At 42.2% G+C, this 17,704-nt stretch carries 17 protein-coding genes and 1 tRNA gene; 12 read left to right on the top strand and 6 right to left on the bottom strand.

The features are described from left to right. Positions 1–118: 118 nt before the first annotated feature. The 3 genes from xseA to HXT45_RS02295 all read left to right on the top strand — a co-directional run bounded on the left by xseA (position 119) and on the right by HXT45_RS02295 (position 2,080). Entirely contained in the window at positions 119–1,459 is a 1,341-nt protein-coding gene (gene xseA / locus HXT45_RS02285; protein ID WP_421782125.1) for an exodeoxyribonuclease VII large subunit, read from the top strand. 122 nt (positions 1,460–1,581) lie between these two features. Beyond that, complete coding sequence (locus HXT45_RS02290; protein ID WP_128831834.1) at positions 1,582–1,890, top strand: exodeoxyribonuclease VII small subunit; 309 nt, start codon at positions 1,582–1,584, stop codon at positions 1,888–1,890. Between the two features lie 117 nt (positions 1,891–2,007). Beyond that, a tRNA-Arg gene (locus tag HXT45_RS02295) sits at positions 2,008–2,080 on the top strand. 7 nt (positions 2,081–2,087) lie between these two features. Here the strand turns inward: HXT45_RS02295 and HXT45_RS02300 are convergent. Beyond that, positions 2,088–2,237 (bottom strand): DNA-binding protein, encoded by a 150-nt coding sequence (locus HXT45_RS02300; protein WP_172534983.1) that lies wholly within the window; start codon positions 2,235–2,237, stop codon positions 2,088–2,090. Positions 2,238–2,409: 172 nt separating this feature from the next. On the opposite strand from HXT45_RS02300, the gene HXT45_RS02305 reads away from it, so the two are divergent. The 3 genes from HXT45_RS02305 (at position 2,410) to ileS (ending at position 6,688) form a co-directional block, all read left to right on the top strand. Beyond that, entirely contained in the window at positions 2,410–2,712 is a 303-nt protein-coding gene (locus HXT45_RS02305; RefSeq protein WP_128831833.1) for a type II toxin-antitoxin system RelB/DinJ family antitoxin, read from the top strand. Next, complete coding sequence (locus HXT45_RS02310; RefSeq protein WP_004124725.1) at positions 2,709–3,014, top strand: type II toxin-antitoxin system YafQ family toxin; 306 nt, start codon at positions 2,709–2,711, stop codon at positions 3,012–3,014. Before HXT45_RS02305 ends, HXT45_RS02310 begins: the two co-directional genes overlap by 4 nt. A gap of 263 nt (positions 3,015–3,277) precedes the next feature. Beyond that, the gene (gene ileS / locus HXT45_RS02315) at positions 3,278–6,688 is read left to right on the top strand and encodes a mupirocin-resistant isoleucine--tRNA ligase (RefSeq protein ID WP_421782129.1); all 3,411 of its coding nucleotides are present in this window, start codon (positions 3,278–3,280) and stop codon (positions 6,686–6,688) included. A 101-nt stretch (positions 6,689–6,789) separates the two neighbouring features. On the opposite strand, the gene HXT45_RS02320 is transcribed toward ileS, so the two are convergent. Together HXT45_RS02320 and HXT45_RS02325 are read right to left on the bottom strand one after the other, a co-directional pair. After that, positions 6,790–6,993 (bottom strand): hypothetical protein, encoded by a 204-nt coding sequence (locus HXT45_RS02320; protein ID WP_116689702.1) that lies wholly within the window; start codon positions 6,991–6,993, stop codon positions 6,790–6,792. Further along, complete coding sequence (locus HXT45_RS02325) at positions 6,971–7,246, bottom strand: BrnT family toxin (RefSeq protein WP_116689701.1); 276 nt, start codon at positions 7,244–7,246, stop codon at positions 6,971–6,973. Before HXT45_RS02325 ends, HXT45_RS02320 begins: the two co-directional genes overlap by 23 nt. 464 nt (positions 7,247–7,710) lie before the next feature. On the opposite strand from HXT45_RS02325, the gene HXT45_RS02330 reads away from it, so the two are divergent. From HXT45_RS02330 to murI, 5 genes are all read left to right on the top strand, one after another. Continuing rightward, positions 7,711–8,598, top strand: coding sequence for an ABC transporter permease (locus HXT45_RS02330; RefSeq protein ID WP_116689700.1), 888 nt, complete (start codon positions 7,711–7,713; stop codon positions 8,596–8,598). Beyond that, on the top strand, positions 8,595–9,602 hold the full coding sequence (locus tag HXT45_RS02335; RefSeq protein WP_004130387.1) for an ABC transporter permease: 1,008 nt from the start codon (positions 8,595–8,597) through the stop codon (positions 9,600–9,602). The genes HXT45_RS02330 and HXT45_RS02335 overlap by 4 nt, the downstream gene beginning before the upstream one ends. A 141-nt stretch (positions 9,603–9,743) precedes the next feature. After that, a complete protein-coding gene (locus tag HXT45_RS02340; RefSeq protein WP_116689699.1) occupies positions 9,744–11,492 on the top strand; it encodes an ABC transporter substrate-binding protein in 1,749 nt (582 codons plus the stop codon). 16 nt (positions 11,493–11,508) lie between these two features. Beyond that, complete coding sequence (locus tag HXT45_RS02345) at positions 11,509–13,131, top strand: ATP-binding cassette domain-containing protein (protein WP_421782132.1); 1,623 nt, start codon at positions 11,509–11,511, stop codon at positions 13,129–13,131. Positions 13,132–13,184: 53 nt separating this feature from the next. Then, positions 13,185–13,967, top strand: coding sequence for a glutamate racemase (gene murI / locus HXT45_RS02350; protein WP_020758203.1), 783 nt, complete (start codon positions 13,185–13,187; stop codon positions 13,965–13,967). Positions 13,968–14,023: 56 nt separating this feature from the next. On the opposite strand, the gene HXT45_RS02355 is transcribed toward murI, so the two are convergent. Then, complete coding sequence (locus tag HXT45_RS02355; protein WP_230953873.1) at positions 14,024–14,650, bottom strand: vitamin K epoxide reductase family protein; 627 nt, start codon at positions 14,648–14,650, stop codon at positions 14,024–14,026. A 79-nt stretch (positions 14,651–14,729) separates the two neighbouring features. Here HXT45_RS02355 and HXT45_RS02360 point away from each other — a divergent pair, with 79 nt between their 5' ends. Continuing rightward, positions 14,730–15,626, top strand: a complete 897-nt coding sequence (locus HXT45_RS02360) for a PHP domain-containing protein (protein ID WP_421782135.1) — start codon at positions 14,730–14,732, stop codon at positions 15,624–15,626. Between the two features lie 68 nt (positions 15,627–15,694). Here the strand turns inward: HXT45_RS02360 and HXT45_RS02365 are convergent, their stop codons facing one another. Together HXT45_RS02365 and HXT45_RS02370 are read right to left on the bottom strand one after the other, a co-directional pair. After that, a complete protein-coding gene (locus HXT45_RS02365; RefSeq protein WP_020758939.1) occupies positions 15,695–15,919 on the bottom strand; it encodes a DUF3107 domain-containing protein in 225 nt (74 codons plus the stop codon). 59 nt (positions 15,920–15,978) lie between these two features. Further along, a complete protein-coding gene (locus HXT45_RS02370; protein WP_421782137.1) occupies positions 15,979–17,622 on the bottom strand; it encodes a phosphotransferase in 1,644 nt (547 codons plus the stop codon). Between the last annotated feature and the right edge of the window lie 82 nt (positions 17,623–17,704).

The following is a 17,704-nucleotide window of genomic DNA, read 5'->3' on the forward strand; positions in this document are numbered from 1 at the left end:
TTAACTAGTTACCTTTAAGTTCTAAAATAGATATATTCCCCATGTGTAACAGCATGGGGAATATTTGGTTAGTGCGCTTTATGTTTTGTATGTTCATTTGTTAAATTGGCGTGTTTGCATGTTTGTCCTTCTTAACAGTCAAGCTGTAAGCATGACATTAAGTATGGTGTTGCAAGAATTGCAAAATGAGCATCAAGACTCAGAGTTGCAGCCTAAAGCGCAATCTAATCGCACGCTACCTTTACGCGCAAGTGAAACAAGTGCTGAAAATCCTTGGCCAGTAAGTGTTATAAGCCAAAAGTTCCATGGTGCTGTAGAAAAGTGGCCTGCGGCTTGGGTAGAAGGTCAGATTGTTGAAATCAACATGCGAAGGTCTACATCTGGCTACATAACGCTTAGAGACAGCAATGAAGACGTTTCAATCTCCATAATGGGCTTTAGTAAGTTTGTTCAGCAAGCTAAAGATTTGCATCAAGGCGATAGGGTAGTTGTTCACGGCAAGGCAGATATTTGGGTAAAAGCAACACGATTGAGCTTTGTTGCCGACGAAATTAGGCGTGTTGGTGCTGGCGACTTAAAAGCGCAAATAGATGAGTTGCGCAAAAAGCTTAAAGGTGAAGGCTTGTTTGACGCGGAAAATAAAGTGCCGCTTCCTGAGTTTCCAAAGTGCATTGGACTGGTGTGTGCGCCTCAAGCTCGAGCCGAGGGAGATGTTATTACAAACGTCAATTTGCGCTGGCCTGTAACGCGTTTTAAGGTGGTTCACGCGCATGTTCAGGGTGTGCAATGTCCATCAGACGTAATTGCGGCCATTAAGCAGTTAGACGCAGACCCAGAGGTTGATGTGATTATTGTTGCGCGCGGTGGCGGCAGCTTTGAGGATTTGATTGGATTTTCGGACGAAGGCGTGGTTCGCGCTACGGCTGCTTGCGTAACTCCGATTGTTTCTGCGATTGGTCACGAAGACGATTGGACGCTTATTGATTTGGCGGCAGATATGCGCGCCTCTACTCCTACAGATGCGGCAAAGCGCGTTGTTCCAGATGTTAACGAGCAATGGCAGTTGATTGATAACGCTTTGCAACACGCGCGCATGAGGATTTCTGCGCGAGTTAGCAACGAGATTCAGCTTATTGAGGGATACGCAAATAGGCCAAGTATTACTCAGCCAACCACTATGCTGGAGCCGCATGAGTTGTTTGTGCAGCAGGCGGTTGAACGCATGAGGCATGGTTTGGTGCGGCTTCTGGACGACGCTAGTTTGACTGTTGAAAAGGCACATGCCAGCATTACGGCTCTCAGTCCGCAATCAACGCTTAATCGCGGTTACGCGGTTGTGCAAATTAGCGGTGGGAAAGTACTTGACGATTCTAGTCGTGTAAAAGCTGGCGATAATATAACAGTTACTCTTAAAAGTGGCTTGATTACAGCTAATGTTACTTCTGTAGAAAAGTCGTAAAGCTGTAAAGTTATAAAGTTATAAAGTCGTAAAGTCGTAAAGTCGTAAAGTCGTAAAATTATAAAACTAAAACGCAAAATCTTAAATAAAAATCTTAAATAAAATATTAGAAAAGGATGATTATGAGTGACGAAATAAAAGACGCAAGTGCAAAAGTTGATGCGATTAGCACGCTTAGCAGCGAAGAGCGAGCTGCGATTAACGCAATGCCTTACGAAGAAGCGCGTGAAAAGCTTGTGCAAGCTGTTAAAGCGCTTGAGGCTGGCGGTTTGACTTTAGATCAGTCTATGCATCAATGGGAACTTGGAGAAGCGCTAGCAAAGCGTGCGCAGGGCTTGCTTGCATCGGTTCGCGCTAAGCTTGATGCGGCTCAGGCAGAGCAGTCGGCTACAGCTGCGACGGCTGGAACACAGTCGAATCTTGAATCGTGAATCTTGAGCGCGTTATATCGCGTAAACCACGCCATGGTGTATAATTGCCATTTGTTGCTTTGTAAGAAGCGTGCGCATGTTTCGTTTTGCGTGTTGCGCGCTGCAATCAACTAAACTGCCTCGGTAGCTCAGTGGATAGAGCACCACTCTCCTAAAGTGGGTGTCGTCAGTTCGATTCTGATTCGGGGCACTTTTTATTACTTGTTTATTTTCGCTATATCTCTTAGAACAAGTTGGACTGTTTTAGTATCTCCATCTTCTAGTGCGATAGCAAGATATTTATCAATTGCTTCCTGTGTGTCTAAGTATTTACTTGCGTCAAACGTTGAAAAACTAACCTTATCCATCTTATTGTTCCTCGCGTAATTTTCTTAATTGCCTGTTTAATCCCTGTATATATATGAAATTCTAACTTATATACTAAAGAGCAACAATTTATAGATATAATATTGTTTTTTGACTTATATGTGTACAATAGACATATATTGTATGTAATTATGACAATGGATGGTGTTTTTTATGGTTGTTTCCACGGTCGCAAGAATTAATTTCAGAACAGATGAGAAAACTAAGCAAGAAGCAGAAGTCTTATTTAATGCTTTAGGTCTTGATATGTCTACTGCTTTAAACATGTTTCTTAAGCAGGCAGTACGTGAACAAGCTCTACCTATTAGTCCGTCGCTCGTTACGTCTGTTCCCAACGAAGCAACGCTTAAAGCTATGAATCACGCTAATCAAATTATAGATGGCAAAATTTCTGAAGACGGCATTGTTTTTAGCAATGCTAATGAAGCTAAAGCATTTTTGGATAATATGTCATGAAAATTATTTTTGATACTCAATTTCAAGCAGATTTACGGAAGTTGCTTCGAGAGAATCCATCAATTAAACACGAATTAGAGGACTTAATTGACAGTATTTATGAATTTGAAGAAGTTCCTGAATCTTACAATCCTCACCAATTGAGCCATCCTCGTGGGATGTACAGCGGATATTGGGAATTGCATTTGCAAGAAGGAAAATTTGATGTAATTCTCATTTATAATTACCGATATAATATTCCTGTTATTAGGTTTGTGCGCATAGGATCTCATAATAATTTATTTCATAATGGGCATAAATGAGATTGTGAAAGTTCCCAATGTTAGGGGATAGTGTTAGATTATTTCTAACTTAAGCGATGATCCGTTATCGGCGGGGAGTTTTCGGAAGAACGGCGAGGATTCGTAAGGTTCTCGCTTATTAGAACCGACGGGGTTGGCCCGTATAGCCAAACACGAGAGGCTGCAAACGTTGCATAAGCATTTTGCAGCAAGCGAGGTGGTACCGCGGCAATAACTGTCGTCCTCGCAGGGAAATATTCACCCTGTTGAGCGAGGAGAGCACAGTGAGCGAATCCACTAATCCAGCAGCAAACGCGTCCGAAAAGTCATGCGCAAATCACGTATATCCAAAGGCAAGTGTTTCTGTATCAACGCAAGAAAACGCTGGCGCGCAAGTTGCACCAAATCCTTCCTTCCCAAAGCTTGAAGAGTCCGTTCTTCAATATTGGGATGCAAATAACACTTTCCGCAAGTCAATCGAATATCGCCCTTCTGGCAAAGGTAGCCAAAACGAGTTCGTGTTCTTCGACGGCCCTCCATTCGCAAACGGTCTTCCTCACTACGGTCACCTTCTTACAGGTTATGCAAAAGACGTGGTTCCGCGCTATCAGACTATGCGCGGACGCAAAGTAAACCGCGTTTTTGGCTGGGATACTCACGGTCTTCCTGCAGAGTTGGAAGCGCAGAAAGAGCTTGGCATCGAGTCTGTTGATCAAATCGAAAAAATGGGCATCGCAAAGTTCAACGATGCTTGCCGCGCCAGCGTTTTGAAGTACACAAACGAGTGGCAAAACTACGTGCATCGTCAGGCTCGCTGGGTTGATTTCGAGCGCGGCTACAAAACGCTGAATATTCCATACATGGAATCCGTAATGTGGGCGTTTAAGCAGCTTTACGATAAAGGCTTAGCTTACAAGGGCTACCGCGTTCTTCCGTACTGCCCAAAGGACCAGACTCCGCTTAGCGCCCACGAGCTTCGTATGGATGCGGACGTATACCAGAATCGCCAGGATACCACTGTTTCCGTCGCCGTTAAGCTTCGCGACGAAGACGATGCTTACGCAGTATTCTGGACCACCACTCCTTGGACAGTTCCAACAAACTTCGCAATCGTAGTCGGTGCAGATATCGATTACGTGGAAGTTCGTCCAACTGAAGGCAAGTTTGCAGGCAAAAAGTTCTACATTGGTAAGCCTTTGCTTGGCTCCTACACTAAGGAACTTGGCGAAAATTACGAAGTTGTGCGCGAACTTAAGGGCGCGCAGATGGCTGGTTGGCGCTACTACCCAGTGTTCCCATACTTTGCAAGCGATTCTGCGCTCGCAGAGGGTGGCACTCCTGGTCCTAACGCTTTTACGATTTTCACAGCAGATTATGTTGATACCGCTGAAGGTACTGGTCTTGTTCACCAGGCTCCTTACGGCGAGGACGATATGAACACGCTTAACGCGCACGAAATTCGCAGCGTTGACGTGCTTGACGCAGGATGCAAGTTTACAAGCGACTGCCCAGATTACGAAGGCTTGTACGTTTTCGACGCGAATTTGCCAATTTTGCGCAACTTGCGTGCAGGAGACGGCCCGCTTGCTCAAATGCCAGAAGATCAGCGCGCGTTGCTGTTCCAAGAAAAAAGCTACGTGCACAGCTATCCTCACTGCTGGCGTTGCGCAACTCCGCTTATTTATAAGCCTGTTTCTAGCTGGTTTGTGTCTGTTACAAAGATTAAGAAGCGTTTGCTTGAGCTTAATCAGCAGATTAATTGGATTCCTGGGAACGTTAAGGACGGCCAGTTTGGTAAGTGGCTTTCTAACGCTCGCGATTGGTCGATTAGCCGTAATCGCTTCTGGGGATCGCCAATTCCAGTGTGGGTGAGTGATGATCCAAAGTATCCTCGCGTAGACGTTTATGGCTCCTTGGATGAGCTTAAGGCTGATTTTGGCGACTATCCTCGCGACGATGATGGCAATGTGAATATGCACCGCCCGTATATCGATCGCCTTACTCGACCGAACCCAGACGATCCTACTGGAAAGTCGCAAATGCACCGCATTACGGACGTTCTCGATTGTTGGTTTGAGTCTGGTTCTATGCCTTTTGCACAGTTCCATTATCCGTTTGAAAATAAGGACTTCTTCGAAGAACACTTCCCATGCGATTACATCGTTGAATATATTGGTCAGACTCGCGGCTGGTTCTACACGCTTCACATTATGGCTACAGCTCTATTCGACCGTCCAGCTTTTAAGAACGTGATTTGCCACGGCATTGTGCTTGGTTCCGACGGCCAGAAGATGAGTAAGCATTTGCGCAATTACCCAGATGTTAATGGCGTTTTCAACGAGTACGGTTCGGATGCTATGCGCTGGTTCCTTATGTCTTCGCCAATTTTGCGCGGTGGCAATTTGATTGTTACTGCCGACGGCATTAGGGATACTGTTCGCCAGGTTATGCTTCCAGTTTGGAGCTCTTACTACTTCTTCACTTTGTATGCGAATGCTGCAAACGGTGGCAAGGGCTACGATGCTCGCAGGCTTCGCGCGGACGAGGTTGCAGGCCTTTGCAACATGGATCGCTACTTGCTTGCTCGCACGCGTTTGCTTGTTGAGCGCGTAGAAAAGTGTTTGAACGAGTTTGTGATTAGCGATGCTTGCGCGGCAGTAAGTGATTTTATTGACGTGCTTACGAATTGGTATATTCGCGGCAGCCGCGACCGATTCTGGAATGAAGACGAGACTGCTTTTAACACGCTTTACACTGTTCTTGAAGTGTTCATGCGCACGATTTCTCCTCTTGCTCCTATGGAGGCAGAGGCTGTGTGGCGTGGTCTTACTGGCGGCGAATCCGTGCATTTGGTTGATTGGCCTTATTTGGTTGAACCGCAAATGCTTTCGGATGGAGAGAAAAACCCTAAGGCTGGCGAAGTGACTGAGCTTGGAGCGGTTCTTGCGCACGACGATGCTTTGGTTGCTGCTATGGATAAGGTTCGCGAGGTTGTTTCTTCTACGCTTTCTTTGCGTAAGGCGGAACAGTTGCGTGTGCGCCAGCCGTTGGCAAATTTGACGGTTGTTGCAGAGAATACTGATGCTGTAGAGCCTTACGAGCAGGTGCTTGAGCGCGAGCTTAATGTGAAGAATGTTACATTCTGCACTTTGGAAGATGCTAGCAGCCATGGTTTGAAGATTGTTCACGAGCTTAAGGTGAATGCGCGCGCAGCTGGTCCTCGTTTGGGTAAGCAAGTGCAGTTTGCTATTAAGTCTTCTAAGAGTGGCGATTGGCGTGTGGACGGCTCTGGTGCTCCTGTTGTTAACACTCCAAACGGCGAAGTTGCGCTTGAACAAGGCGAATATGATCTTGTGAATCGCGTTGAGTCTTCGGATGCTCAAGCGGCTGCAAATACTGCTTCTGCTGCAATGCCAACTGGCGGTTTCGTTATGCTTGACACTGCTTTGACTAGCGATTTGCTTGCGGAAGGTTATGCTCGCGATGCTATTCGCGCTGTTCAAGATGCTCGTAAGGAGAATGGTTTGGATATTAGCGACCGAATCTCTTTGACTTTGAGCGTGCCTGCTTCGGATGTTTCTAAAGTTGAGCAGTTCCGTGATTTGATTGCGGAGGAGACTTTGGCTACAAGCTTTGAAGTTACAGAGGCTGATTCTAGCGCAACTGAGCTTAGCGTAAGTCTTAAGCGTGCGTAAAACACAGCTAACAGCTAATTAACTAAACAAAAAACGTGCCGTTGTATGATTCAATACGTCGGCACGTTTTGTTTTATCTCTAGTTTTGCTTCTTTATTTGACTACCGTGTTGTAGCTACTCTAAAGAATTTCATTATTCTAAATATCCATTCAGGCATAATAAAAGTGACGTGCTTTTGTTCATTTGAGTGGTTCTCTATAATTGGATGCTCCAAATCAAAGTACTCAAGTACGTCTTCGCCGTTATCGAATTTTTTATCGAGTTCTTTGCCACTTATTTCTTTACTTTTTGTGGTGTTTTTCATAATATTGTTCCTCCTTCTTTCGTGATCTTCTTACAGAAATAATACGAATTCGATTATTTCTTTTTGTTATTACTGCAGTCCAATATTTGCTGTCTATCTTTCCAAAAACTAAGTAGCGAGCGTTGTCGGTGCCTGAATTTTTGGATTTGATTTCAGCTGTTTCATTGTTCCACAGTATTTGGGCTTTTTTGAAACTGATACCGTGTTTAGCTAAATTTTTTAAGCTTTTTGCAGGATCGTACTCAAAATTCATACTCACCTTCTATCATTTAGTTTAACGTAAAATAGCATCAATTGAAACTATTTTTAATGATTGTTGTTTTGTATTAGGTATCGTAAATGATTTAAGTCAGCTTTCCTAGATTTTTTACGCATTGTGGTTAAAGGCTATTTATAGAAGCAAGCGCTATCGCATTGAGTCGCTTTGTTATGTGTGTTTTGCTGGTCTTCGGATTTCGCCTAAGTGTAGGCGAAATCGGGGTCGCGCTTGCGTGGAAAGTGCATTGGCTTTCCACTTTGAGCAAGCGCTATCGCATTGAGTCGCTTTTCGCGCTACGCTCTAAGCGAAAAGCGAAGCAATGCGACACTCCGATTTTCTACACTTCCATACCTTCCTATAGATTCGTTATAACAACAGTACAAATTTACTCATGTTTGTATTTGTTAGTTTTATAGAAAAATTGCAATATGAAAGTGCAGGTAACGAAATGAGTGGCGATGAAAAGGGGCGGTGTATTTTATTCGCGTAGTAAGCGCGACTTATCAAGTGTTACCGCAATTATTGGAATTGCAATAATATCACTGTTTGTTTTGTTGGCGATTTTTGCCGACCTTTTTACTTTTATTACAGGTAATGATCCATATAGCGAAAATCCCGATGTTTTGTCGGATTCTTCGTTGCCTACAGGCATAGGCGGAATAAGCTCAAAACATTGGTTTGGCGTAACACCATTGCGCGGAATTGACTTATTTGCAATCATCTCTCACGGCGCAAGAATCTCTCTTGGAATTGGCTTAGCTTCTACTGCAATCTCCGTTGTTTTAGGCGTTGTAATTGGCGTTATTGCTGGTTATTTTGGTGGTTTTGTTGATTTTGCAATTTCTCGCATTATGGACGTGTTCTTTGGGTTCCCATTCCTAATCTTTGCGATTGCGCTTTCTGCGATTGTTCCTCAAACTTTCCCGCGTCCGCTTCTTTTAACTCTTGTAATCGGCTTTTTTGGTTGGCCTAGTATGGCGCGATTGGTACGCGGCGAAACACTTAGCCTTAAAAATCGTCATTTTGCTGTGGCTTCCAGAGTTATGGGCGCTAGTGCTTTTCATGTTTTGCGCAATCAGATTTTGCCAAACATGCTTCCAATAATCATTGTTAATACAACACTTTCTATACCAGGCCGTATTGCGCTCGAAGCGGCACTTTCATTTCTTGGCGTTGGCATGAATCCGCCTTCGCCTTCGTGGGGACGCTCAATATCCGACGCAGTGCAGTGGGCATTGGTAGACCCGTGGTATTTAATATTCCCAGGTTTATCTTTGTCCCTGCTTGCGCTCGGGTTTAATATGATGGGCGATTGGCTTTCTTCAAAAATGGAGATAGCAGCATGAGCGTTTTTCTTTACATTATTAGGCGCGTTGCAAGCGCTTTGGCTGTTATTGCTGTTATTGCAATGGCAATGTTTTTGATTTTCTTTATGACTCCAACAAATCCTGCGCAGCTTATGTGCGGCAAACCTTGCACGCCTGAACGTTTAGCCCAAGTCTCTGCGTTTATGGGAACTGATTTGCCTTGGTATAGTCAGCTTTTTAACTATTTGCAGGGTATTTTTGTTGGCCGTACTTTTGGCGATTCTGCATCTGCCAGCGCAATTGTTTGCGCGGCTCCTTGCTTAGGATGGTCTTTTGCTCTTAATGAGCCTGTTACTGGTCTGATTTTTAGTCGTTTTCCAGTTACTGCATCAATCGCGATCGGCGCTGCTGTTTTGTGGATGCTAATTGGCGTATTTGCAGGCGTTTTGCAAGCTGTTAAGCGTGATTCGTGGATTGACCGCATAATCGTAGCGTTATCTTCGATTGGTATTTCGTCTCCTACCTACTTAATTGGTTTGCTGGCGATTATTGCTTTTGCGGTTTACATTCCCGTTTTTCCTACGGGCGGATATGTTAGCTTCTTTGCTAATCCTTTTAACTGGGCTTGGCATCTGCTACTCGCTTGGATTGTTTTAGCGTTGATAAATGGCGCTTTTTATGCGCGCATTACTCGTTCTACAATGCTTAGGGAATTTGGTAAAGATTATGTGCGAACTGCAAGAGCAAAGGGCATGCCCGATTCACATGTTGTACTAAATCATGCTTTGCGAAATGCGATTTTACCAATATTTACAATGTTTGGTTTAGATCTTGGCGGTCTTCTTGGTGGAGCGGTTATAACTGAGCGCGTGTTCTCTATGCACGGGTTGGGTTCGCTTCTTTTAGACGCTGTTAAGACTTTTGATTTGCAAGTTTTGGTTGGAGTTACGCTGTTTTCGGCCGCTCTTGTAATAATTGCAAATCTTATTGTTGACGTCTGTTATTGTTTGCTTGATCCTAGAGCGGCTAAAGTCGCCCTTTAAAGCGGTGATTAGTGAGCGTTAAAATCGCCAGCAAAATCGCCATTAAGGTTGCAACTAAAGTCGCTACTAAAGTCTTCTTTAAATCACAATAATAAAAATTTTTAATAACTTTATAACTTTATAAAAAATTAAGGAAAAATCATGCAAAATGCACAAAATATGCAAAATTATTATCAAATCATCAAAAAAGTTAATCGTGGTTTTGCTCTAAATACATTAAGAGCAATTTCCGTAATTCTAGTGTTTTCGCTGGTTTATGCATTTTCTGCTTGCGGATCTGCTGTGCAAAGTGGTCAAAATCTACAAAAAAGACTCCCTAATGCTTCTGTGCTTAATAGCAATCCAAAAAAGGGCGGAACGCTTACGATTCTAAGCTCCGAATCAAAAATGGATTTTGATCCTGCAAGAAGTCAGGGTTTACCAATAACCTCTAATAGCCTAGTTTTCCGCGCTTTAACAACGTGGAAAGTAACGCCAAGTGGCAAAACGAGTGTTGTTGCCGATTTAGCAACAGATACAGGAACTGCTTTAGACGGCGGAAAAACTTGGAAGTACACTCTTAAAAAAGGGATTAAATACCAGGATGGAAGCCCAATAACGTCTAAAGATATTAAATATGGTCTTGAGCGTTCTTTTGCAAACTCGCTTACAGGCGGATTTGGTTACCACAAAGCGCTTTTACAAGGCGCTAAAGACTATGCCGGTCCGTTTAGTGGTAAATCTTTGGATTCGATTGAAACTCCAGACAATCAAACAATCTTTTTTAAGCTAAATGCTGCTTTTGCTAATTGGCCTTGGGTTGCGTCTTTGGCTGCATTCGCTCCCGTTCCACTAAATTCTGGTAATGCGCAGGATTATGGCAAAAGCCCAGTTGCTTCTGGACCGTACAAAATTGTTGAAAACGAAGTTGGCAAGCAAATTGTTATGGTTAGAAACACTAATTGGGATTCCAGCGCGGATTCAATTCGAGCTAATTACCCAGACAAGATAATTTGGAAGCTTGGCGTTGATCCTTCTGTTGCTGCACAATCTATGATTCAAGGCAATTCTGGTGCAGACAATGCTATTCTTGCAGATTTTGTGCCTCCAGCTCAACGCGCGCAAGCTAAAGCAAGCTACAAGTCAAGCAATCTTTTAATTACAAGCGGTGACGGAGCGTTGGAATACTTGGCCATGAACAATCGACGTATTAAAGATGTTAAGATTCGCAAGGCAATTCAGTACGCTGTAGATAAGCAGTCGTATCAGCGAGCAAAGGGCGGTGCGGTTGCTGGCGGTTTTGCAACAACGCTTATTACTCCAGGCGTAAGCGAGCGCAAAGTCTATAATCTATATTCTGCAAATCCGCGTGGGGACGTAGAAAAGGCTAAACAATTATTAAAGGAATCGGGTAAATCTAAACTAAAGTTTAGTCTTATTGCTCGCCCAGATCAGGCGCAAGTGGCATCTTCTATTCAAGCAAGCTTAAAGCGCGTTGGAATTGATGTTTCTATACGAACTGTGGATTCGCAGATTTTTACAGATATGATTACTGGCGATTCTGGCGATTATGATTTAGCTTTGTCTAAATGGCAGCCTGATTTTCCTTCTGCGTATGCAAATATTGGTCCGCTTTTTGATTCTTCGCAAATAGGCGGTGGCAATTGGAATATATCTCGTTACTCGAATCCAAAAGTGGATTCCTTGATTCGCCAAGCTGTTGGCGTTATAGATAAGTCGCGTGCAGATTTGTTTTGGCAGCAGGTTGATAAAGAGATTATGCGCGATTCTCCAATTGTTCCGCTTATTTACTCTAAGAACACTTATATTCACGGAAGCAATGTGGAAAACTTCTTCGTTGGGTCTTTCCCGGCTTATCCAAACTATGCGCGAGTTTCGCTTAGAAACTAGAAAAGGATTTAATAAAATGTTGGAAAATCGCGAAAACCCAGTGCTTAGTGTTAACAACTTGTCTATTGCGATTGGCAAAAATCAGATTACGCATAACGTATATTTAAACTTATATGCGGGCAAAATTAGCGCGCTGGTTGGCGAATCTGGTTCGGGAAAGTCATTAACTTCGTTGGCGTTAATGGGTCTTCTTCCAGGCGATTTTAGTGTTTCTGGCAAAGCGGTTATTAATACAAGCGCTAATGACAGTTTGGATTTGCTAAGCAATAATGCTCCGTATTCTTATATTCGTTCGGGGCTTATTTCAATGGTGTTCCAAGAGCCATCTACTGCATTTAATCCCGTTATGCGTCTTGGCAAGCAAATTGAAGAGGCGTTAAAATATCATCCCGAAAAGTTTGGCAAGATGAGCGCTCGCGCTAGAAAATCGCGAGTTCTTGATTCCCTTAGCGAGGTTGGCCTAAAGGATGTAAATCGCGTTTATAGGTCTTATCCGCACGAACTTTCTGGCGGGCAGCTTCAGCGCGCAATGATTGCAATGGCAATTATTAATCTACCTTCTTTGCTTATTGCAGACGAGCCTACAACAGCTTTAGATGTTACAACTCAGCGTAAGATTTTGCAGCTTTTGCGCGATTTAGCTAAAAAGCATAATATTGCGGTTTTGATTATTACGCATAATATGAGCGTTGTTAAGGCTGTTGCAAACACAGTTTATGTTATGAACAGTGGCAGTATTGTTGAAAGTGGACTAGTTAAAGATGTGTTTTCTAATCCTAAAAACAGCTATACGCGCTCTCTTTTAGACTCTATTGTTGATTTTGATATTAATAATTTAGCTAGCGAATCAACTAGCTCGGATGCTGGCGATTTTTGCGTAAACATTCAAAATGTTTCTGCCAAATATGCTAAGTCTTCTAAAATTTTCAACTCTTCCAAATCCGCAATAAGTGATTTGAACCTTAATATTTTAAAGGGGAAGACGCATGCGCTGGTTGGCGAATCTGGTGCTGGAAAAACAACGATTGCAAAGCTTATTTCTGGCCAGCTTAAGCCAGAATCTGGCAGCATAAGCATAGAGGGCCTTAATTTATACTCCGATTGCAAAAAGCACGCGAATCGCAAGATTTTAAGCAATATTGGATTCATTTTCCAAGATTCTGGCTCGGCGTTAAATCCTTTAAAAACAGTAGGCTGGAGCATTGCCGAGCCTATTCTTGCCAATAAAAGTCTTAGCGAAGAAGAGCGCAAAAAGCGCGTGGAGTTTGTTCTTAATCAAGTGCATTTGCCATTAAGCTTAATAAACAGGTTCCCGCACGAGCTTTCTGGCGGCCAAAAACAGCGAGTTGGCATTGCGCGAGCGTTAATAAATCGTCCTTCTTTGATTATTGCAGATGAGCCAACTTCGGCGTTAGATGCAAACCATTGCCTAAAAATCTTAAATCTTCTAAGTAGCTTGCAAAAGCAGTACAACTTTTCGTGCTTGTTTATAACGCATGATTTGGCTTTAGTAAGCCGTATTGCTAGCCAAGTTAGCGTTATAAAAGGCGGAAGAATTGTTGAGCAGGGAAGCGTTAAAGATGTATTGCGTTTCCCTAAGAATTCCTACACGCAAAGCCTTATTGATGCTGTTTTGTAACGCTTATGTTTGTGCTAAAAAGTAACATAATAAGAGTCTATTAGGAGGTTTTTATGACTTCATGCGCTCCAATTGGTGTGTTTGACTCAGGGCTTGGTGGCATTTCTGTAGTTCGTCAACTTAGCGCAGCTATGCCTAACGAGCGCATTGTTTATTTTGGCGACTCTGCAAACGCGCCTTATGGCATAAAAACTCCTCAAGAAGTTCGAGATCTTAGTTTTAAGATTGTTGAGCATTTTGCAAGTCTTAATGTTAAAGCTGTTGTAATTGCTTGCAATACTGCCACTTCTGCTGCTGTTAAAGATTTGCGCGCGCATTACAATATGCCGATTATTGGCATGGAGCCTGCTCTTAAGCTTGCTTGCGATTTGGGCGGCGGCAAGCCTCAGCGCGTAATCGTTGCAGCTACGCCTTTAACGCTTAGAGAGCGCAAGTTTGCAGAACTTATGAATCGTTTTACGCAAAATCACAAGATTTTTTCTAGGCCTTGCCCAGATTTGGTAGAAATTGTGGAAAATGGCGATTTAGGCAATAAAAATATTGTTATGAGCGCTTTGCACAAGTATTTTGATTCTTACGACTTAAATAGCATTGATTCAGTTGTTTTAGGATGCACTCATTTTGTGTTTTATAAAAGCTACTTCCGTGAGTTTTTGCCTGATTGCGTGAATATTGTAGACGGTAATGATGGCACTATTCACCATCTTAAAAGCGTTTTAGAGTCTAATGATTTGCTTGCGCCAATCGAAAATAGTGGAAGTGTTGTGCTTACTAACTCCGATTCAAGTAATCGTATTGCTAAGCTATCTCAATCGTTACTTAATGGTGATTTCTGATTGCAATTAAATTGCGTCTTATCTAATGCGATTTTACTTGCGATTTTACTTGCGACTTATGAAAATATAGCATTGCCGTATTTGCTTAAAATAAGCAATACAAGAGCAAAAATCCAAAGCAAATCCACGATTAAATCGTAATTTAGTCGGTAGTAAGCGCTTAAAATCTTATTTTTTAATCCAATCTCTTGCACACTAAATGTTGCGTGTGTAAGTGACATAAATTGCAAAGTTGTGCAAAACATTAAAACAAGGCACCATGGGCAAAGAATTTGTATAACAAACATAGATTGCGTAAACAGCCAATAAGCGTACAAGAGTGCGCATAATCCACCAATCCAGCTAAAAGTTGCTAGCCATTTTGGAAGTTTTACTTTTGCTATTCCAACTACAGCAAGCGTTACGAAAACGCTTTCTGCTGCAATTCCAAAGAAAGCATTAGGGAAGCTTAGTTCGCCAAATCTTATGAATTCCGCTTGCCAAGATTGAGCCACTTTAGAGCACGAAACAACGGTGTTTACGTCGCATCCAAGCGCTTTATGCGGTGCGCGTGCAAGAGCTAAAGTTTCGGAAGAAAGTATTAGCGATGTTAAAAGTGCAATTGCGGATGAAATAAGCATAATCATGTAAACCCAAGCGGCAGAATGTCGCCAAGAATTCATGCGATTATTGTGGTTACCCATAAACACTCCTCAAAGCGCTAATGTATTTAGATATTGTTTAGACTTAAAACCGTTACATGCCACAGTTTACGATAATTATATGACTGTAATAGGTAGTAGTGCGAATAACGACTTTAGTTTGGATTCTAAATCGCAAGATTTAGGGTGGGATTTGCATTGTCATACTTTATATTCGGATGGCACTAAATCTCCAAAAGAATTAGTAGATGAAGCTAAAAATCTTGGACTTAGTGGAGTAGCTATTAGCGATCACGACACTACTGCTGGCTGGCATGATTTTGAAGAAGCTGCTAAAAACGCTGATTTTCCAGTTATTTTTGGATCGGAGATAACTGCTGTAGAAGGAAACATATCGGTTCACGTGCTTGCTTATAACTACAATCCAAACGACGAGTGCATTAATGAAATGTTTGCAACTACAAGAAAACGCAGATTGGAACGCACGCGCAAAATGGTTGATCTTATGTCGCACGACTTTCCGATTACTTGGCAAGATGTTCTTGCACAAGCAGGGCAAGGTGCGCTAACTACGATTGGTCGCCCGCATATTGCAGACGCTCTTGTTGCTGCAGGCGTTTTTGAAACAAGGTCACAAGCTTTTGCAGGCCCTGTTGCTCCACATGGCCCATACTACATTCCAACGCCATCTCCAAGTGTTGATGAGGTTATTAAAGTTATTAAACACGCTGGGGGAGTAAGCGTTATTGCGCATCCTGCGGATTATAGCAGGAATCTTGTTATTCTTTCGGATTCTCAAATAGAACACTATGCAGGCGTTGGCCTTAACGGTTTAGAAGTATATCATCGTGGAAACTCTTTAACGCAAAGACAAAGACTATTGGAGTTAGCAAAAGACTTGAATTTGCTTGTTACTGGTGGCTCCGATTGGCATGGTAGTGGCAAGCCAAATAAAATCGGAGAAGAAACAACAAGTTGCAATGTTGTTTCTAAAATCCTAAATTACCAGATGAATTAAAATTGCGCTGTTAAAACGTTATAAACGTGTTAAGTGTTCTAGCAGTGTTCAGTAGTGTTCTAGCAGTGTTAAAACGCGTTAAAACCAACGGTGTGAGTTGGCGTATCTCCTATAATCGCATATGCAAAAGAGTCTGCCATAATAAAAATTTTTCGATTATTTTTATCTGTAAGATTAATCGCTTTTGCGTCTTTAATAGCGCTTTCAATAATGTTTTGTATATCTTGCTCGCTTTGATCACTTTCAAAGCTAATAGTGTCTTTTACGTGCTTAACGCCAATTGTTACCTTCATTTTTATTCCTTAATTGTTTAGATTAATTATTGTTATTTAGTGTTTTATGCGCTTATGTATTAGTTTTGGGCGTTTGTGCTTTCACCTGTATTTGCGCTTGTTCTTGTGCTTTCTAGTTTGCTTTTTGCGTCTTTAATAGCAAGTTCTGCATCTTTTAGCATTGGAATAATAATAGTTGCTGGCTTATCTAAATCTTCATTTTTATTGCCATTATTGCCATTACTATTATTGCCATTACCATCGTTGCTATTTATATCGACGCTTTCAACACTATTGTTACTGTCTGCACTTTCGCCGCTGTCTGCACTTTCTACACTATTATTTGCATTAGCTTTATCTACAAAATCATTATTGCTATCGTTAACTTCGTTCGTTGAATTGTTATTAACGTTGTTAGTTTTGTTAACGCTGCTTATAACTTGCGTTTCCAAGCCGTCTGCAATAGTGGCTGTTTTAGTGGCAGCTTCAGTGGCGTTAGTGTTGTCGTTTATAGTTATAGTTTGTTCGTATGTATTATCTTTATAGTCTTTTTGATCTTCTTGCTTGAGCGTTACAACAGTTTTTTCGTTAGTAGCATCCGAAGATATAGTATCGTCTTTAACGGCATTATCTTTAACAATATCGTCTTTAACAATATCTCCTACAGTAAGAGAAGACGCTGGATTTGCGCTATTATTGTTTTGATTTGCGCTTGCTGCTCTGGAGTTATTTATGCGCGTAAGCTCGTGAGCAAGACGTTCCACTTGCGCCTTAAATCGCATGATTCCAGTTGTATCTGCGCGTTGCAAAGCTTGAATAAAGTCTCCAACTTGCTCCATTTGCAACCAAAGATTTGCTCGAAGCATAATCATGCTGTCTAATCTAGACCCAAGCATTCTTCCATAGGCACTTAGCAAAGCGTTTCTATGCTGCTCGTTAAGCTTTGCAAAAATCCACGCTAAATCGCGAGCAGGATCGTTGATTTGCATGCTTTGCCAATTGGTTATAGCTGTAATAGTAGACCCAGAAAATAGAAAATCACCATCTTTGAATCCGCCGTGAACTGGGCAAGTGTCGAATGACCACAATCCATCAGTTTCTAAAACTCTAGACCAATTATCTGTTATTTCTGTAGGAATATGGCCTGCTTGGCGCAATCTTTTAATCCAAGATGTTAATTGCGTGCGAATTTGACCAGTAGTAAAAGAAGGATAATCGCTTTTAGTTAAAAACGACGGACTTAGTCTATGAATCGCGCCTATTGCAGTTCCAGCGTTTACACAATCATCTGTTGTAAGAAGGCTTAGTTCTCTTGCATTTCCGTTTAGATGATTACAAATAAGCACTGTTGGATTGTTAAAATCAGCTTCTCCTATTGAGTCAAAATGTAATTCGTTTTGATTTTGACTGTTAGTGGAATCTTGTTGATTTGCTTGGTTTGCATGATTAGTTTGATTTGCCTTATTTGAAAGCGACCCAGGAACAAACTTAAGCATTTCTTCGTGAGCAAATCCAAGAGCTGCAAGACCCTTAGTTTTTTGCAATACCCATGCTGCTCGCGCTCTATCGTGCAAACGTTTTTGACCTTTAGCGTTAGAGCTAACAAAAATGTCGTAAAGTCTGCCCGAAACGTCTTGAATAACAGCGTGAGATATGCCAGCAGCGGCATCGGTGGCGTTTGCCTGCTCGCTTTGGCGCGTTCCGGCGAATTGTACTTCTGGCATGACCGATGAGGCCAGCGCTACCAACTTGAATCTGCTTATCTGTGTCACAGTTCAACATTAATACAAAGCAACGAGATATAGC

It is taken from the genome of Gardnerella sp. DNF01199S, assembly GCF_049244155.1.
GTDB lineage: Bacteria > Actinomycetota > Actinomycetes > Actinomycetales > Bifidobacteriaceae > Bifidobacterium > Bifidobacterium piotii.

Excerpts from the sequence above, each read along its gene's own strand:
- HXT45_RS02290 (WP_128831834.1), top strand. The coding sequence starts at position 1,582 with ATGAGTGACGAAATAAAAGACGCAAGTGCAAAAGTTGATGCGATTAGC.
- HXT45_RS02305 (WP_128831833.1), top strand. The coding sequence starts at position 2,410 with ATGGTTGTTTCCACGGTCGCAAGAATTAATTTCAGAACAGATGAGAAA.
- xseA (WP_421782125.1), top strand. The coding sequence starts at position 119 with ATGTTTGTCCTTCTTAACAGTCAAGCTGTAAGCATGACATTAAGTATG.
- murI (WP_020758203.1), top strand. The coding sequence starts at position 13,185 with ATGACTTCATGCGCTCCAATTGGTGTGTTTGACTCAGGGCTTGGTGGC.
- HXT45_RS02310 (WP_004124725.1), top strand. The coding sequence starts at position 2,709 with ATGAAAATTATTTTTGATACTCAATTTCAAGCAGATTTACGGAAGTTG.
- HXT45_RS02370 (WP_421782137.1), bottom strand. The coding sequence starts at position 17,622 with ATGCCAGAAGTACAATTCGCCGGAACGCGCCAAAGCGAGCAGGCAAAC.
- HXT45_RS02330 (WP_116689700.1), top strand. The coding sequence starts at position 7,711 with ATGAAAAGGGGCGGTGTATTTTATTCGCGTAGTAAGCGCGACTTATCA.
- HXT45_RS02325 (WP_116689701.1), bottom strand. The coding sequence starts at position 7,246 with ATGAATTTTGAGTACGATCCTGCAAAAAGCTTAAAAAATTTAGCTAAA.
- HXT45_RS02345 (WP_421782132.1), top strand. The coding sequence starts at position 11,509 with ATGTTGGAAAATCGCGAAAACCCAGTGCTTAGTGTTAACAACTTGTCT.
- HXT45_RS02340 (WP_116689699.1), top strand. The coding sequence starts at position 9,744 with ATGCAAAATGCACAAAATATGCAAAATTATTATCAAATCATCAAAAAA.
- HXT45_RS02300 (WP_172534983.1), bottom strand. The coding sequence starts at position 2,237 with ATGGATAAGGTTAGTTTTTCAACGTTTGACGCAAGTAAATACTTAGAC.
- HXT45_RS02360 (WP_421782135.1), top strand. The coding sequence starts at position 14,730 with ATGACTGTAATAGGTAGTAGTGCGAATAACGACTTTAGTTTGGATTCT.
- HXT45_RS02335 (WP_004130387.1), top strand. The coding sequence starts at position 8,595 with ATGAGCGTTTTTCTTTACATTATTAGGCGCGTTGCAAGCGCTTTGGCT.
- HXT45_RS02320 (WP_116689702.1), bottom strand. The coding sequence starts at position 6,993 with ATGAAAAACACCACAAAAAGTAAAGAAATAAGTGGCAAAGAACTCGAT.
- HXT45_RS02365 (WP_020758939.1), bottom strand. The coding sequence starts at position 15,919 with ATGAAGGTAACAATTGGCGTTAAGCACGTAAAAGACACTATTAGCTTT.
- HXT45_RS02355 (WP_230953873.1), bottom strand. The coding sequence starts at position 14,650 with ATGGGTAACCACAATAATCGCATGAATTCTTGGCGACATTCTGCCGCT.